Genomic DNA, 13,361 nt, shown 5'->3' on the forward strand with positions numbered 1-13,361 from the left:
ATCGAAGCCAAGATCAATGCCCTGTCCGAGGCCACCACTCCGCTGGCGCAGAAGATGTATGCCGAACAGCCGCAGCCGGGTGCTGATGCCCAGGGTGGCGATGACGCTCAAGGCGCTGGCGACGATGTGGTCGACGCGGAGTTTGAAGAGGTCAAGGAAAACAACAAATAGGCATAAGCAGGCGCAAGCCTGTGGCCCGCAGGGATGCGGGAAATGCAGCGGCCTCCCGTGGGGTGCCCGCTGCCTGCCGCTCCAGGCGCCGCGGCCCAGGCTGCGAGCGTCATGATCCGTCGCGCGGGAGCTTGCTCCCGCGTTGGCGCGTCTGGAGGATACGATTTAAGGGTGTAAGGACTTATGGCTAAACGTGACTATTACGAGGTGCTGGGTGTCGAGCGCGGCGCCAGCGAAGCGGAGCTGAAAAAGGCATACCGGCGCCTGGCGATGAAGCATCACCCGGACCGCAATCCCGACGATAAAGCGTCGGAAGACATGTTCAAGGATGCCAACGAGGCCTACGAAGTATTGTCCGATGCCGGCAAGCGCGCGGCCTACGATCAGTACGGGCATGCCGGCGTGGACCCGAGCATGGGCGGCGCGGGTGGCGCCGGCTTCGGCGGGGCGAACTTCTCCGATATCTTCGGCGATGTGTTCAGCGACTTCTTCGGTGGTGCCGGCGGTCGTGGCGGCCAGCGTGGCGGCGTCCAGCGTGGCAGCGATTTGCGCTACACCCTGGAGTTGGATCTGGAAGAGGCCGTGCGCGGTACGACGGTCAGCATCCGGGTGCCGACCCTGGTCAACTGCAAGGTCTGCGAAGGTTCCGGAGCGAAGAAGGGCACTGCGCCGGTAACCTGTACCACCTGTGGCGGTATCGGTCAGGTGCGTATGCAGCAGGGCTTCTTCTCGGTGCAGCAGACCTGTCCGCGCTGCCATGGCAGCGGCAAGATGATTACCGATCCGTGCGGTTCCTGCCATGGTCACGGCCGGGTGGAAGAGCACAAGACCCTGTCGGTGAAGGTTCCGCCAGGTGTCGATACCGGTGATCGCATTCGCCTGTCCGGCGAAGGCGAGGCGGGCGCGATGGGTGGCCCGGCGGGCGACCTCTATGTGGTGGTCAATGTGCGCGAGCACTCGATCTTCCAGCGCGACGGCAAACACCTGTACTGCGAGGTGCCGATCAGCTTCGCCGATGCGGCGCTGGGTGGCGAGCTGGAAGTGCCGACCCTGGATGGCCGGGTCAAGCTGAAGATTCCGGAGGGCACCCAGACCGGCAAGCTGTTCCGTCTGCGCGGTAAGGGCGTGGCGCCGGTGCGCGGTGGCGGTGCCGGCGACCTGATGTGCCGGGTCGCAGTGGAGACCCCGGTCAGTCTGGATCGGCGTCAGCGCGAGCTGCTCGAAGAGTTTCGCAAGACCTTGCAGGGCGATACCCGTCATTCGCCGAAGGCCAGCGGCTGGTTCGAGGGTGTGAAGCGCTTCTTCGGCGATGTCTGAATAAACAGCCGCAAGCGCTAGGCGACAAGCCGCAAGAGGGCTTGTGCGCCTGGCTGGCGGCTTGAGGCTTATGGCTTGGAGCTGATGTCATGCAACGAATAGCTGTGATGGGCGCCGCTGGGCGCATGGGCAAGACCCTGATCGAAGCCGTGCAGCAGGCCGATGGCGTCAGCCTGACTGCGGCGATCGATCGTGCCGACAGCAGTCTGATTGGCGCCGATGTTGGCGAGCTGGCGGCGCTGGGCAAGATCGGCGTCACGCTTTCGGGCGGTCTGGGCGAGGTGCTGGATCGGTTCGATGTGCTGATCGATTTCACCCACCCGTCGGTGACCCTGGGCAACCTGGAAATCTGCCGGCAGGCCGGCAAGGCCATGGTGATCGGCACCACCGGCTTCAGTGTCGAGGAAAAGCAGCTATTGGCCGATGCCGGCCGGCAGATCCCCATCGTGTTCGCCGCCAACTTCAGCGTGGGTGTCAACCTGTGCCTGAAATTGCTGGATACCGCGGCGCGGGTGCTCGGCGACGAGGTGGACATCGAGATTATCGAAGCCCATCACCGGCACAAGGTCGATGCGCCGTCGGGCACCGCCCTGCGCATGGGTGAAGTGGTGGCCAATGCCCTGGGGCGTGATCTGCAAAAGGTCGCGGTCTACGGTCGGGAAGGCCAGACCGGCGCCCGTGCCCGTGAAACCATCGGCTTCGCCACGGTCAGGGCGGGCGATGTGGTCGGCGATCACACCGTGCTGTTCGCCGCCGACGGCGAGCGCGTGGAAATCACCCATAAGGCCTCAAGTCGCATGACCTTCGCCAAGGGGGCGGTGCGTTCGGCCTCGTGGCTGCAGGGGCGTACGCCTGCGCTGTACGACATGCAGGATGTGCTGGGCCTCACCTGATGCGCTTCGTCGGAAGCGGGTGTTCTGGCGCGAAGTCGGTCGCATCTGACGGTGGACCAAAAAGGCACTTTCCTGTAGGCTTCCCGCTTTAGTGTGTCCACTAAAAGTTGCGCAGAATGAATCATATAAAAAAGCGGGGTGACGGTCGGTACGTCATCCCGCTTTTTTACCATCTGCGTTTGCTTCAAGCTTTGATCTACGGAGGTTTTCTTGAGTAAGCCAGCCCTTAAACCTGCCATCCTGGCCCTTGCTGATGGCAGCATTTTTCGCGGCGAGGCCATCGGTGCCGATGGCCAAACTATTGGAGAGGTGGTTTTCAACACCGCCATGACCGGCTATCAGGAAATCCTTACCGATCCTTCCTATGCCCAGCAAATCGTCACCCTGACCTACCCGCACATCGGCAACACCGGCACCACGCCGGAAGATGCCGAGTCCAATCGCGTCTGGGCCGCCGGCCTGATCATCCGTGACTTGCCGCTGACCTCCAGCAACTGGCGCAACAAGCAGCCGCTGGATGAGTACCTGAAGGAAAACGGAACGGTTGCCATCGCTGGCATCGATACCCGCCGCCTGACCCGCATCCTGCGCGAGAAGGGCTCGCAGAACGGCTGCATCCTGGTCGGCGACGATGCCACCGAAGAACAAGCCCTGGATCTGGCGCGCAGCTTCCCCGGCCTGAAGGGCATGGACCTGGCCAAAGTGGTCAGCTGCACCGCGCCTTACGAGTGGCGCTCCAGCGTGTGGAATCTGCAGGACGACAGCCACCCGGAAATCCCGGCCAGCGAGCTGAAGTACCACGTGGTGGCCTATGACTACGGGGTCAAGTGGAACATCCTGCGCATGCTGGTCGAGCGCGGCTGTCGCTTGACCGTGGTGCCGGCGCAGACCCCGGCCAGCGAAGTGCTGGCGCTGAATCCCGATGGCGTGTTTCTGTCCAACGGCCCGGGCGACCCCGAGCCGTGCGATTACGCGATCCAGGCGATCAAGGACGTACTGGAAACCGAGATTCCGGTATTCGGCATCTGCCTCGGCCATCAGCTGTTGGCCCTGGCCTCCGGTGCCAAGACCCTGAAAATGGGCCACGGTCACCACGGTGCCAACCACCCGGTGCAGGATCTGGACAGTGGCGTGGTAATGATTACCAGCCAGAACCATGGTTTTGCCGTGGATGAAGCCAGTCTGCCGAGCAACGTGCGGGCGATTCACAAGTCGCTGTTCGACGGTTCTTTGCAAGGTATCGAGCGGACCGACAAGGTTGCCTTCAGCTTCCAGGGTCACCCCGAAGCGAGCCCCGGCCCAGCCGATGTGGCGCCGCTGTTCGACCGTTTTATCGAAGCCATGGCCAAGCGCCGCTAAACCTCGCCGACTGACCCAAGGATTCGAGTAACCGCTATGCCAAAACGTACAGATATCAAAAGCATCCTGATCCTCGGTGCCGGCCCGATCGTCATCGGCCAGGCCTGCGAGTTCGACTATTCCGGGGCCCAGGCCTGCAAGGCCCTGAAGGAAGAGGGTTACCGGGTCATCCTGGTGAACTCCAATCCGGCCACCATCATGACCGACCCGGCCATGGCCGACGCCACCTACATCGAGCCGATCAAGTGGTCGACCGTGGCCAAGATCATCGAGAAGGAGCGCCCGGACGCCCTGCTGCCGACCATGGGCGGGCAGACCGCACTCAACTGCGCGCTGGACCTGGAAAAGCACGGCATTCTGGAAAAGTTCGGTGTGGAAATGATCGGCGCCAACGCCGACACCATCGACAAGGCCGAAGACCGTTCGCGCTTCGACAAGGCGATGAAAGACATCGGCCTGGCCTGCCCGATTTCCGGCATCGCCCACAACATGGAAGAAGCCTACGTCGTCCTCGAGAAGGTCGGCTTCCCCTGCATCATCCGGCCGTCCTTCACCATGGGCGGCACCGGTGGCGGCATCGCCTACAACCGTGAAGAGTTCGAGGAGATCTGCGCGCGCGGCATCGACCTGTCGCCGACCAACGAGCTGCTGATCGACGAGTCGCTGATCGGCTGGAAGGAATACGAGATGGAGGTGGTCCGCGACAAGAAGGACAACTGCATCATCGTCTGCGCCATCGAGAACTTCGACCCCATGGGCGTGCACACCGGCGACTCGATCACCGTGGCCCCGGCGCAAACCCTGACCGACAAGGAATACCAGATCCTGCGCAACGCCTCGCTGGCGGTCTTGCGCGAGATCGGCGTGGAAACCGGCGGCTCCAACGTGCAGTTCGGCATCTGCCCGAACACCGGGCGCATGGTGGTGATCGAGATGAATCCGCGCGTGTCGCGCTCCTCGGCGCTGGCCTCCAAGGCCACCGGCTTCCCGATCGCCAAGATCGCCGCCAAGCTGGCGGTGGGTTACACCCTCGACGAGCTGTCCAACGACATCACCGGCGGCCGCACCCCGGCCTCGTTCGAGCCGGCCATCGACTATGTCGTGACCAAGATCCCGCGTTTTGCCTTCGAGAAATTCCCCAAGGCCGATGCCCGCCTGACTACCCAGATGAAGTCGGTGGGGGAAGTCATGGCCATCGGCCGCACCTTCCAGGAGTCCATGCAGAAAGCCCTGCGCGGCCTGGAAGTCGGCGTTTCCGGCTTCGACCCGATGCTCGATCCGAACGACCCGGATGCCGAGAGCACCCTCAAGCGCGAGCTGACCGTACCGGGTGCCGAGCGCATCTGGTACCTGGCCGATGCCTTCCGTGCCGGCAAGACGGTGGCCGAAGTATTCGAGCTGACCCGCATCGACGAGTGGTTCCTGGTGCAGATCGAGGACCTGGTCAAGGATGAGGGAAAGATCAAGACCCTGGGTCTGGCCAGCATCGACCGCGACCTGATGTACAAGCTCAAGCGCAAGGGCTTCTCCGATATCCGCCTGGCCAAGCTGCTCGGCGTTTCCGAGAAGAGCCTGCGCAGCCATCGCCACAAGCTCAAAGTTCTGCCGGTGTACAAGCGCGTCGACACCTGCGCCGCCGAGTTCGCCAGCGACACCGCCTATATGTATTCGACCTACGAGGAAGAGTGCGAGGCGGCGCCGTCGAGCCGCGACAAGATCATGATCCTCGGCGGCGGGCCAAACCGCATCGGTCAGGGCATCGAGTTCGACTACTGCTGTGTGCACGCCGCCCTGGCGCTGCGTGAGGACGGTTACGAGACCATCATGGTCAACTGCAACCCGGAAACCGTCTCCACCGACTACGACACCTCCGATCGCCTGTACTTCGAGCCGGTGACCCTGGAAGACGTGCTGGAAATCGTTCGCGTCGAGCAGCCCAAGGGCGTGATCGTGCAGTACGGCGGGCAGACCCCGCTGAAGATCTGTCGCGCCCTGGAAGAGGCCGGCGTGCCGATCATCGGTACCAGCCCCGAGGCGATCGACCGCGCCGAAGACCGCGAGCGCTTCCAGCAGATGGTCCAGCGCCTGGGCCTGCGCCAGCCGGCCAATGCCACGGCGCGCAGCGAAGACGAGGCCCTGGCGGCGTCCAAGGTCATCGGCTATCCGCTGGTGGTGCGTCCGTCCTATGTGCTGGGCGGCCGGGCGATGGAAATCGTCTACCAGGAAGAAGAGCTCAAGCGCTACATGCGCGAAGCGGTGAAGGTGTCGAACGACAGCCCGGTGCTGCTCGACCACTTCCTCAACTGCGCCATCGAAGTCGACATCGACGCCATCTGCGACGGCGAAACCGTGGTGATAGGCGCGATCATGCAGCATATCGAACAGGCCGGCGTGCACTCCGGTGACTCGGCCTGTTCGTTGCCGCCGTATTCGCTGTCGCCGCATATCCAGGACGAGATCCGCGAGCAGGTCAAGAAAATGGCCCTGGAGCTCGGCGTGATCGGCCTGATGAACGTGCAGATGGCGGTGCAGGGCGAGGATATCTTCGTCATCGAAGTCAACCCGCGCGCCTCGCGCACCGTGCCCTTCGTCTCCAAGTGCATCGGCATCTCCCTGGCGATGCTCGGTGCCCGGGTGATGGCCGGCAAGACCCTGGCCGAAGTCGGTTTCACCGAGGAAATCATTCCGAACTTCTACAGCGTCAAGGAAGCGGTATTCCCCTTCGCCAAGTTCCCAGGTGTCGACCCGATCCTCGGCCCGGAAATGAAGTCGACCGGTGAGGTGATGGGTGTCGGCGACACCTTCGGCGAGGCGTTTGCCAAGGCCCAGTTGGGCGCCAGTGAAATCCTGCCCAATAGTGGCTGCGCCTTTATCAGCGTGCGCGATGACGACAAGCCCCTGGTGGCCGAGTTGGCGCGCAATCTGATCGAGCTGGGTTTTGACGTGGTGGCCACTTCGGGTACCGCCAGGCTGATCGAGGAGGCCGGCTTGCCGGTGCGCCGCGTGAACAAGGTGACCGAGGGTCGTCCTCACGTGGTCGACATGATCAAGAATGACGAAGTCACCTTGATCATCAACACCACCGAGGGTCGTCAGTCGATTGCCGACTCCTATTCCATTCGGCGCAATGCACTGCAGCATCGCATCTGCTGCACCACCACGCTGGCGGCGGGTGAGGCGATTTGTGAGGCGCTCAAGTTCGGTCCCGAGAAGACCGTGCGCCGGTTGCAGGATCTCCATGCAGGAATCAAGGCATGACTAAATACCCTATGACCGTCCAGGGCGCGCGCGCCCTGGAAGAGGAACTGGCTCACCTGACCAAGGTGGTGCGGCCCAAACTCAGTCTGGACATCGGCACCGCGCGCGAGCTGGGTGACCTCAAGGAAAACGCCGAATACCATGCCGCCCGCGAGCAGCAGGGCATGGTCGAGGCGCGCATTCGCGATATCGAAGGCCGTCTGCAGCACGCTGTGGTCATCGACGTCACCAGTATTGCCCACACCGGCAAGGTGATTTTCGGCACCACTGTGGAGATCGCCAACGTCGAAACCGACGAAAGCGTGACCTATCAGATCGTGGGCGAAGACGAGGCCGATATCAGGCTGGGCAAGCTGTCGGTTGGCTCGCCCATCGCCCGCGCTCTGGTCGGCAAGGAAGAGGGCGATGTGGTGGTGGTCAAGACCCCCAGTGGCATCGTCGAGTACGAGATTGTCGAGGTTCGCCATATCTAGGTCCGGCAGCCCGAATGCTGGAACGATAAGCTGGCTGCTGGCCCAGACCTTCTGGGTCGGTGGTCTGTGGTTGTTGCATTTTCTGGTGTTGCCGGCGATCGCCAAGCTGGGCTTGGCGCCGTTGCTGGTCGAGGAGATCGCCGGCGCCGTTCGCCCGCTGATGGTGGGGCTGGCGGGGGTTTGTGCGGGGCTGCAGGTACTGGTGCTGATCCGTGCCGAGCGTCTCTCGAGCCTGTGGCGCGATATGCGCGGGCAACTGCTGTCGACGGTGCTGGTGATGGCCGTCAGTTACTTTGCCGTGCGCCATTACTGGCCCGGCAGCGGGCTCTGGCTGATGTTCAGCTACCTGGTGATGGCGTTTTGCGGTTTGCTGCTGGTGTTGCAGTCGGTGCCGGGCGGCGCCAAGCGAAAAGCTGCAGGCTTCGAGTAAGGCGGGAAGCCCGCAGCTCGTAGCTATCAGCCGTGATGGCGGTGAACGTTTGACAGGTTTTTATTGACCTTGGGGTTCTTGCGGTAGATAAGCGCCATTTTGCCGATGACCTGCACCAGATCGGCATGCCCGGCTTTGCACAGCTCGTTGATGGCCGCAAGGCGGCTTTCGCGCTCGACGATGCGCAATTGGACTTTGATCAGTTCATGGTCGCTCAGGGCGCGCTCCAATTCGGCCAGCACGCCTTCGGTCAAACCATTGTCAGCCACGATCAATACGGGTTTCAGGTGGTGGCCGATAGATTTGAATTGTTTCTTCTGCTCTTGAGTGAGCGGCATAATCTGATTCCTGCATTTAATCTGGTAAAAAACGGCGATCAGTTTACCCGAGCGCCTTGGTTGCCGCCCAGATATTCATGCTCTGCACAATTCGAGGTATTGCGTGGCCCGTTCCAAGACCAGTCAAGGTTGGCTGAAAGAGCATTTCAACGACCCTTACGTCAAAATGGCGCAAAAGGATGGCTATCGCTCGCGTGCGAGCTACAAGCTGCTGGAGATCCAGGAAAAGGATCGAATCCTGCGGCCGGGTATCACTGTGGTCGACCTGGGGGCTGCGCCAGGTGGCTGGTCGCAGGTGACCAGCCGCTTGATCGGCGACAAGGGCACCCTGATCGCCTCCGATATTCTGGAGATGGACAGCATTCCCGATGTCACCTTCATTCAGGGTGATTTCACCGACGATGCGGTGTTCGCGCAGATCCTCGAGGCGATTGGCGGTAAGCCGGTAGACCTTGTGATTTCCGATATGGCCCCCAATATGAGTGGGGTAAGGACTGCCGATCAGGCGCGTGCCATGTACCTGTGCGAATTGGCCCTGGATTTGGCCGGGCGCGTGCTGCGTCCGGGGGGCGACTTCCTGATCAAGATTTTCCAGGGTGAAGGTTTCGATCTGTACCACAAGCAGGTGCGCGAAATGTTCGGCAAGGTGCAGATGCGCAAGCCCTTGTCCTCGCGTGACCGCTCGCGCGAGCAGTACATGCTCGGGCGCAGCTTTCGTGGCGGCTAGCAGCCTGCTGGACGGATGCAACCAAGGGCTGGCGTGCCAGTCCTATAGGGTAAGGATGCTGTGGCATGAGAGTCGCCCAAATAAAGGGTTACAGACGGCGCCTGCCAGCTATGGGCGTTGTGTAGTAAGTTAGGTCGGTACATAACTGGTCGTCATGCGAAGTGCGCTTCGGCACGGGGCCTGCTTCAGAGGGTAGCTAATTGAACGACATGGCAAAGAATCTGATCCTGTGGCTGATCATCGCCGCCGTCTTGGTGACGGTGATGAACAATTTCTCCAGCCCGAGCGAGTCCAACAAGCTCAATTACTCGGAGTTTATCGAGCAGGTTCAAGATGGCGCGGTGCAGCGGGTCACTGTGGATGGTTTCATCATCAGTGGCGTGCGTGGCGATGGTTCCTCCTTCGAGACCGTACGTCCGGCAATCCAGGATAACGGCCTGATCAAGGACCTGATCGACAACAACGTGCAGATAATCGGCAAGCAGCCGGAACAGCAGAGCATCTGGACCCAGTTGCTGGTAGCCAGCTTCCCGATCCTGGTGATCATCGCGGTGTTCATGTTCTTCATGCGCCAGATGCAGGGCGGTGCCGGTGGCAAGGGCGGGCCCATGAGCTTCGGCAAGAGCAAGGCGCGCCTGCTCTCGGAAGATCAGGTCAAGACCACTTTCGCTGACGTCGCCGGTTGCGACGAGGCCAAGGAAGAGGTCAGCGAGCTGGTCGAATTCCTCCGTGACCCGGGCAAGTTCCAGCGCCTCGGCGGGCGTATTCCGCGCGGCGTACTGATGGTCGGTTCGCCGGGTACCGGCAAGACCTTGCTGGCCAAGGCGGTTGCCGGTGAAGCGAAAGTGCCGTTCTTTACCATTTCCGGCTCGGATTTCGTCGAGATGTTCGTCGGTGTCGGTGCGTCCCGCGTGCGCGATATGTTCGAGCAGGCGAAGAAGCATGCGCCCTGCATCATCTTTATCGACGAGATCGACGCCGTCGGCCGTCATCGTGGCGCCGGCATGGGTGGCGGTCACGACGAGCGCGAGCAGACCCTCAACCAGTTGCTGGTGGAAATGGATGGTTTCGAGATGAACGATGGTGTCATCGTCATCGCCGCCACCAACCGTCCCGACGTACTCGATCCGGCGCTGTTGCGTCCCGGTCGCTTCGACCGTCAGGTGGTGGTCGGTCTGCCGGACATTCGCGGTCGCGAGCAGATTCTCAAGGTGCACATGCGCAAGGTGCCGATGGGCGAAGATGTCCAGCCGGCGATGATTGCTCGCGGTACCCCGGGCTTCTCCGGTGCCGACCTGGCCAACCTGGTCAACGAGGCCTCGTTGTTTGCCGCGCGTGCCGGCAAGCGCCTGGTCGAGATGAAGGAATTCGAACTGGCCAAGGACAAGATCATGATGGGCGCCGAGCGCAAATCCATGGTCATGTCGGACAAGGAAAAGCTCAACACGGCATTCCACGAAGCCGGTCATGCCATTGTCGGGCGCCTGGTGCCCGAGCATGATCCGGTCTACAAGGTGTCGATCATCCCCCGCGGGCGCGCCCTGGGCGTGACCATGTTCCTGCCGGAAGAGGATCGCTACAGCCTGAGCAAGCGCGCCCTGATCAGCCAGATCTGCTCGCTGTTCGGTGGCCGTATCGCCGAAGAGATGACCCTGGGCTTCGATGGCGTGACCACCGGCGCCTCGAACGACATCATGCGTGCCACCCAGTTGGCGCGCAACATGGTGACCAAGTGGGGTTTGTCCGAGAAGCTCGGTCCGCTGATGTATGTCGAGGAGGAGGGCGAAGTCTTCCTGGGCCGCAGCATGGGTAGCCAGCACACCAATCTCTCGGCCGACACGGCCAAGGTGATCGATCAGGAGGTGCGTAGCATCATCGATCAGTGCTACGGCACCGCCAAGCGCCTGCTGGAAGAGAATCGCGACAAGCTCGATGCCATGGCCGAGGCCTTGATGAAGTACGAAACCATCGATGCCGAGCAGATCGAAGAAATCATGAATGGCCGTGTCCCGCGTGAACCGCGCGACTGGAGCGGTGGTGGGGATGCCGGTACTCCGGTGGTCGCCAGCGTCGATGGCGGCACCGATGAAAAGCAGCGCCCGGAAAAACCCATCGGCGATTCTGCTGTCGATCACTAAGGACCACGATGTCTGAAATGCATCATCTGAACCGGCTGCCTTGTGGCGGCCGGTTTCTTGATTTAACCCGTCCGCAGGTGATGGGTATCCTCAATGTCACCCCCGATTCCTTTTCCGATGGCGGCCGTTTCGGCCAGCGCGATGCTGCCTTGCGCCATGCCGAAGCGATGTGGCGGGCTGGCGCCAGCCTGATCGATGTCGGCGGTGAGTCCACGCGTCCCGGGGCGCGAGCGGTGTCGCCGGTTGAGGAGTTGGAGCGCGTTGCGCCAATTGTCGAGGCCATTGCCGCCGAGCTGGATGTGATCATCTCGGTGGACACCTCGACGCCCGCCGTGATGCGTGAAGCGGCGCGTCTCGGGGCTGGCTTGATCAACGATGTGCGTTCGCTGCAGCGTGATGGTGCGCTGGATGCGGCGGCCGATAGCGGTTTGCCGGTGTGTCTGATGCATATGCGTGGTGAGCCGACCACCATGCAGGAGAACCCTCGTTATGCCGATGTGCTGGTCGAGGTGCGCGACTTTCTGGCCGAGCGCATGGCGGCATGTGCGGTGGCGGGGATTGCGCTCGAGCGGCTGATTCTCGATCCGGGCTTTGGCTTCGCCAAGAGCCAGGAGCACAATCTGCGGCTGTTCAAGCATCTGCAGTCGTTGCATGAGTTGGGCCGGCCGCTGCTGGTCGGTGTCTCGCGCAAGAGCATGATCGGACGGGCGCTGGGGCGCGAGGTTGGCGAGCGCCTATGCGGCAGTCTTGCCCTGGCGGCCTTGGCAATCACTAAGGGCGCGCACATCCTGCGGGTGCATGACGTGCCTGAGACGGTTGATGTGGTGCGTATGCTGGCTGCAGTCGACGCGGCTGAATAAGTAATCAAGGAATCCTGGTCATGGCTAGAAAATATTTTGGTACCGACGGTATTCGTGGTCGTGTCGGCGAGTTTCCCATCACCCCGGACTTCATGCTCAAGCTCGGCTGGGCGGCCGGCATGGCGTTTCGCAAGCAGGGCAAGTGTCGAATTCTGATTGGCAAGGACACGCGGATCTCCGGCTACATGTTCGAGTCGGCGCTGGAAGCCGGTCTGTCCGCGGCGGGTGCCGATGTCCTGTTGTTGGGGCCGATGCCAACGCCGGCGATCGCCTATCTGACCCGGACCTTCCACGCCGAGGCCGGGATTGTCATCAGTGCGTCGCACAACCCGCACCACGACAACGGCATCAAGTTTTTCTCGGGGCAGGGCACCAAGTTGCCTGACGAGATCGAGCAGATGATCGAGGAGTTGCTGGATGCGCCGATGACCGTGGTCGAGTCGGGGCAGTTGGGCAAGGTGTCGCGGATCAACGATGCGGCTGGGCGCTATATCGAGTTCTGCAAGAGCAGTGTGCCGAGCAGCACCGATTTTGCCGGGCTGAAGATCGTGCTCGATTGCGCCAACGGCGCGGCCTATAAGGTTGCGCCTAGCGTATTCCGTGAGCTGGGTGCCGAGGTATCGGTACTCTCGGCTCAGCCCGATGGCCTGAATATCAATGCTGACTGTGGCTCGACTCATATCGAGGCCTTGCAGGCTGCGGTGGTGGCCCAGCAGGCCGATCTGGGCATCGCCTTCGATGGCGATGCGGACCGCGTGCTGATGGTCGATCACACGGGTGCCTTGGTCGATGGCGACGAGTTGCTGTTCATCATCGCCCGCGACCTGCAGGAGCGCGGCAAGCTGCAAGGTGGCGTGGTCGGCACACTGATGAGCAACCTCGGTCTCGAGCTGGCGCTGGCCGATCTGGGAATTCCCTTTGTCCGTGCCAAGGTTGGCGATCGCTACGTGGTTGCCGAGCTGTTGGCGCGCAACTGGCAGATGGGCGGGGAAAACTCGGGGCACCTGGTGTGCTTTCAGCACACCACGACGGGCGATGCGATCATCGCCGCGCTGCAGGTCTTGCTGGCGCTCAGGCGTCGTGGGCAGAGCCTGGCTGAGGCGCGTCAGGGGGTGCGCAAGTGTCCGCAGGTGCTGATCAACGTGCGTTTTGCCGGCGGTGTCGATCCGCTCGAGCACCCTGCCGTGCGGGATGCCAGTGCGCGGGTGACCGAACAAATGGCGGGGCGTGGCCGGGTTCTGCTGCGCAAGTCCGGTACCGAACCGTTGTTGCGGGTGATGGTCGAGGGCGACGATGAAGTCCAGGTGCGCGGCTATGCCGATGAATTGGCTAAGGTTGTTGCTGAAGTCTGTGTTTGATAGCTTGCCAGTCACGGTGCCGTTGGGTAACATCTGCGC

12 protein-coding genes are annotated in these 13,361 nt (G+C 62.0%); 11 read left to right on the plus strand and 1 reads right to left on the minus strand.

Annotated elements, in window-relative coordinates; all coding sequences use genetic code 11:
- The 7 genes from ABZE94_RS07260 to ABZE94_RS07290 all read left to right on the plus strand — a co-directional run.
- Positions 1-171, plus strand: a 171-nt coding sequence (locus ABZE94_RS07260) for a hypothetical protein (RefSeq protein WP_372874891.1), incomplete at its 5' end; no start/stop codon positions are given.
- Between the two features lie 183 nt (positions 172-354).
- Positions 355-1,488, plus strand: a complete 1,134-nt coding sequence (gene dnaJ, locus ABZE94_RS07265; protein ID WP_372874868.1) for a molecular chaperone DnaJ — start codon at positions 355-357, stop codon at positions 1,486-1,488.
- 89 nt (positions 1,489-1,577) lie between these two features.
- A complete protein-coding gene (gene dapB / locus ABZE94_RS07270) occupies positions 1,578-2,381 on the plus strand; it encodes a 4-hydroxy-tetrahydrodipicolinate reductase (protein ID WP_372874869.1) in 804 nt (267 codons plus the stop codon).
- A 210-nt stretch (positions 2,382-2,591) separates the two neighbouring features.
- Positions 2,592-3,740, plus strand: coding sequence for a glutamine-hydrolyzing carbamoyl-phosphate synthase small subunit (gene carA, locus ABZE94_RS07275; RefSeq protein ID WP_372874870.1), 1,149 nt, complete (start codon positions 2,592-2,594; stop codon positions 3,738-3,740).
- 36 nt (positions 3,741-3,776) lie between these two features.
- The gene (carB, locus tag ABZE94_RS07280) at positions 3,777-6,998 is read left to right on the plus strand and encodes a carbamoyl-phosphate synthase large subunit (protein ID WP_372874871.1); all 3,222 of its coding nucleotides are present in this window, start codon (positions 3,777-3,779) and stop codon (positions 6,996-6,998) included.
- Positions 6,995-7,471 carry a transcription elongation factor GreA gene (gene greA / locus ABZE94_RS07285; RefSeq protein ID WP_372874872.1) on the plus strand — a complete coding sequence of 159 codons (477 nt, stop codon included), beginning with the start codon at positions 6,995-6,997 and terminating at the stop codon, positions 7,469-7,471. The genes carB and greA overlap by 4 nt, the downstream gene beginning before the upstream one ends.
- A complete protein-coding gene (locus ABZE94_RS07290) occupies positions 7,449-7,901 on the plus strand; it encodes a DUF4149 domain-containing protein (protein WP_372874873.1) in 453 nt (150 codons plus the stop codon). The genes greA and ABZE94_RS07290 overlap by 23 nt, the downstream gene beginning before the upstream one ends.
- Positions 7,902-7,927: 26 nt before the next feature.
- Here ABZE94_RS07290 and yhbY read toward each other — a convergent pair whose 3' ends face one another.
- Positions 7,928-8,239: a ribosome assembly RNA-binding protein YhbY gene (gene yhbY / locus ABZE94_RS07295; protein ID WP_090502282.1), complete on the minus strand. Its 312-nt coding sequence runs from the start codon at positions 8,237-8,239 to the stop codon at positions 7,928-7,930.
- 103 nt (positions 8,240-8,342) lie between these two features.
- On the opposite strand from yhbY, the gene rlmE reads away from it, so the two are divergent.
- The 4 genes from rlmE to glmM all read left to right on the plus strand — a co-directional run bounded on the left by rlmE (position 8,343) and on the right by glmM (position 13,322).
- Positions 8,343-8,966, plus strand: a complete 624-nt coding sequence (gene rlmE / locus ABZE94_RS07300) for a 23S rRNA (uridine(2552)-2'-O)-methyltransferase RlmE (RefSeq protein ID WP_372874874.1) — start codon at positions 8,343-8,345, stop codon at positions 8,964-8,966.
- 209 nt (positions 8,967-9,175) lie between these two features.
- Positions 9,176-11,104, plus strand: coding sequence for an ATP-dependent zinc metalloprotease FtsH (gene ftsH, locus ABZE94_RS07305; protein WP_372874875.1), 1,929 nt, complete (start codon positions 9,176-9,178; stop codon positions 11,102-11,104).
- Positions 11,105-11,121: 17 nt separating this feature from the next.
- Positions 11,122-11,964, plus strand: coding sequence for a dihydropteroate synthase (folP, locus tag ABZE94_RS07310; RefSeq protein ID WP_372874876.1), 843 nt, complete (start codon positions 11,122-11,124; stop codon positions 11,962-11,964).
- A 20-nt stretch (positions 11,965-11,984) separates the two neighbouring features.
- Entirely contained in the window at positions 11,985-13,322 is a 1,338-nt protein-coding gene (gene glmM / locus ABZE94_RS07315) for a phosphoglucosamine mutase (protein WP_372874877.1), read from the plus strand.
- Positions 13,323-13,361: the final 39 nt, after the last annotated feature.

It is taken from the genome of Pseudomonas sp. (assembly GCF_041601375.1).
Taxonomy (GTDB): Bacteria; Pseudomonadota; Gammaproteobacteria; order Pseudomonadales; family Pseudomonadaceae; genus Aquipseudomonas.

What these genes read in the sequence shown, in the direction of transcription:
- dnaJ (WP_372874868.1), top strand. Translation starts at nt 355, where the DNA reads ATGGCTAAACGTGACTATTACGAGGTGCTGGGTGTCGAGCGCGGCGCC.
- dapB (WP_372874869.1), top strand. Translation starts at nt 1,578, where the DNA reads ATGCAACGAATAGCTGTGATGGGCGCCGCTGGGCGCATGGGCAAGACC.
- carB (WP_372874871.1), top strand. Translation starts at nt 3,777, where the DNA reads ATGCCAAAACGTACAGATATCAAAAGCATCCTGATCCTCGGTGCCGGC.
- greA (WP_372874872.1), top strand. Translation starts at nt 6,995, where the DNA reads ATGACTAAATACCCTATGACCGTCCAGGGCGCGCGCGCCCTGGAAGAG.
- yhbY (WP_090502282.1), bottom strand. Translation starts at nt 8,239, where the DNA reads ATGCCGCTCACTCAAGAGCAGAAGAAACAATTCAAATCTATCGGCCAC.
- ftsH (WP_372874875.1), top strand. Translation starts at nt 9,176, where the DNA reads ATGGCAAAGAATCTGATCCTGTGGCTGATCATCGCCGCCGTCTTGGTG.
- folP (WP_372874876.1), top strand. Translation starts at nt 11,122, where the DNA reads ATGCATCATCTGAACCGGCTGCCTTGTGGCGGCCGGTTTCTTGATTTA.
- glmM (WP_372874877.1), top strand. Translation starts at nt 11,985, where the DNA reads ATGGCTAGAAAATATTTTGGTACCGACGGTATTCGTGGTCGTGTCGGC.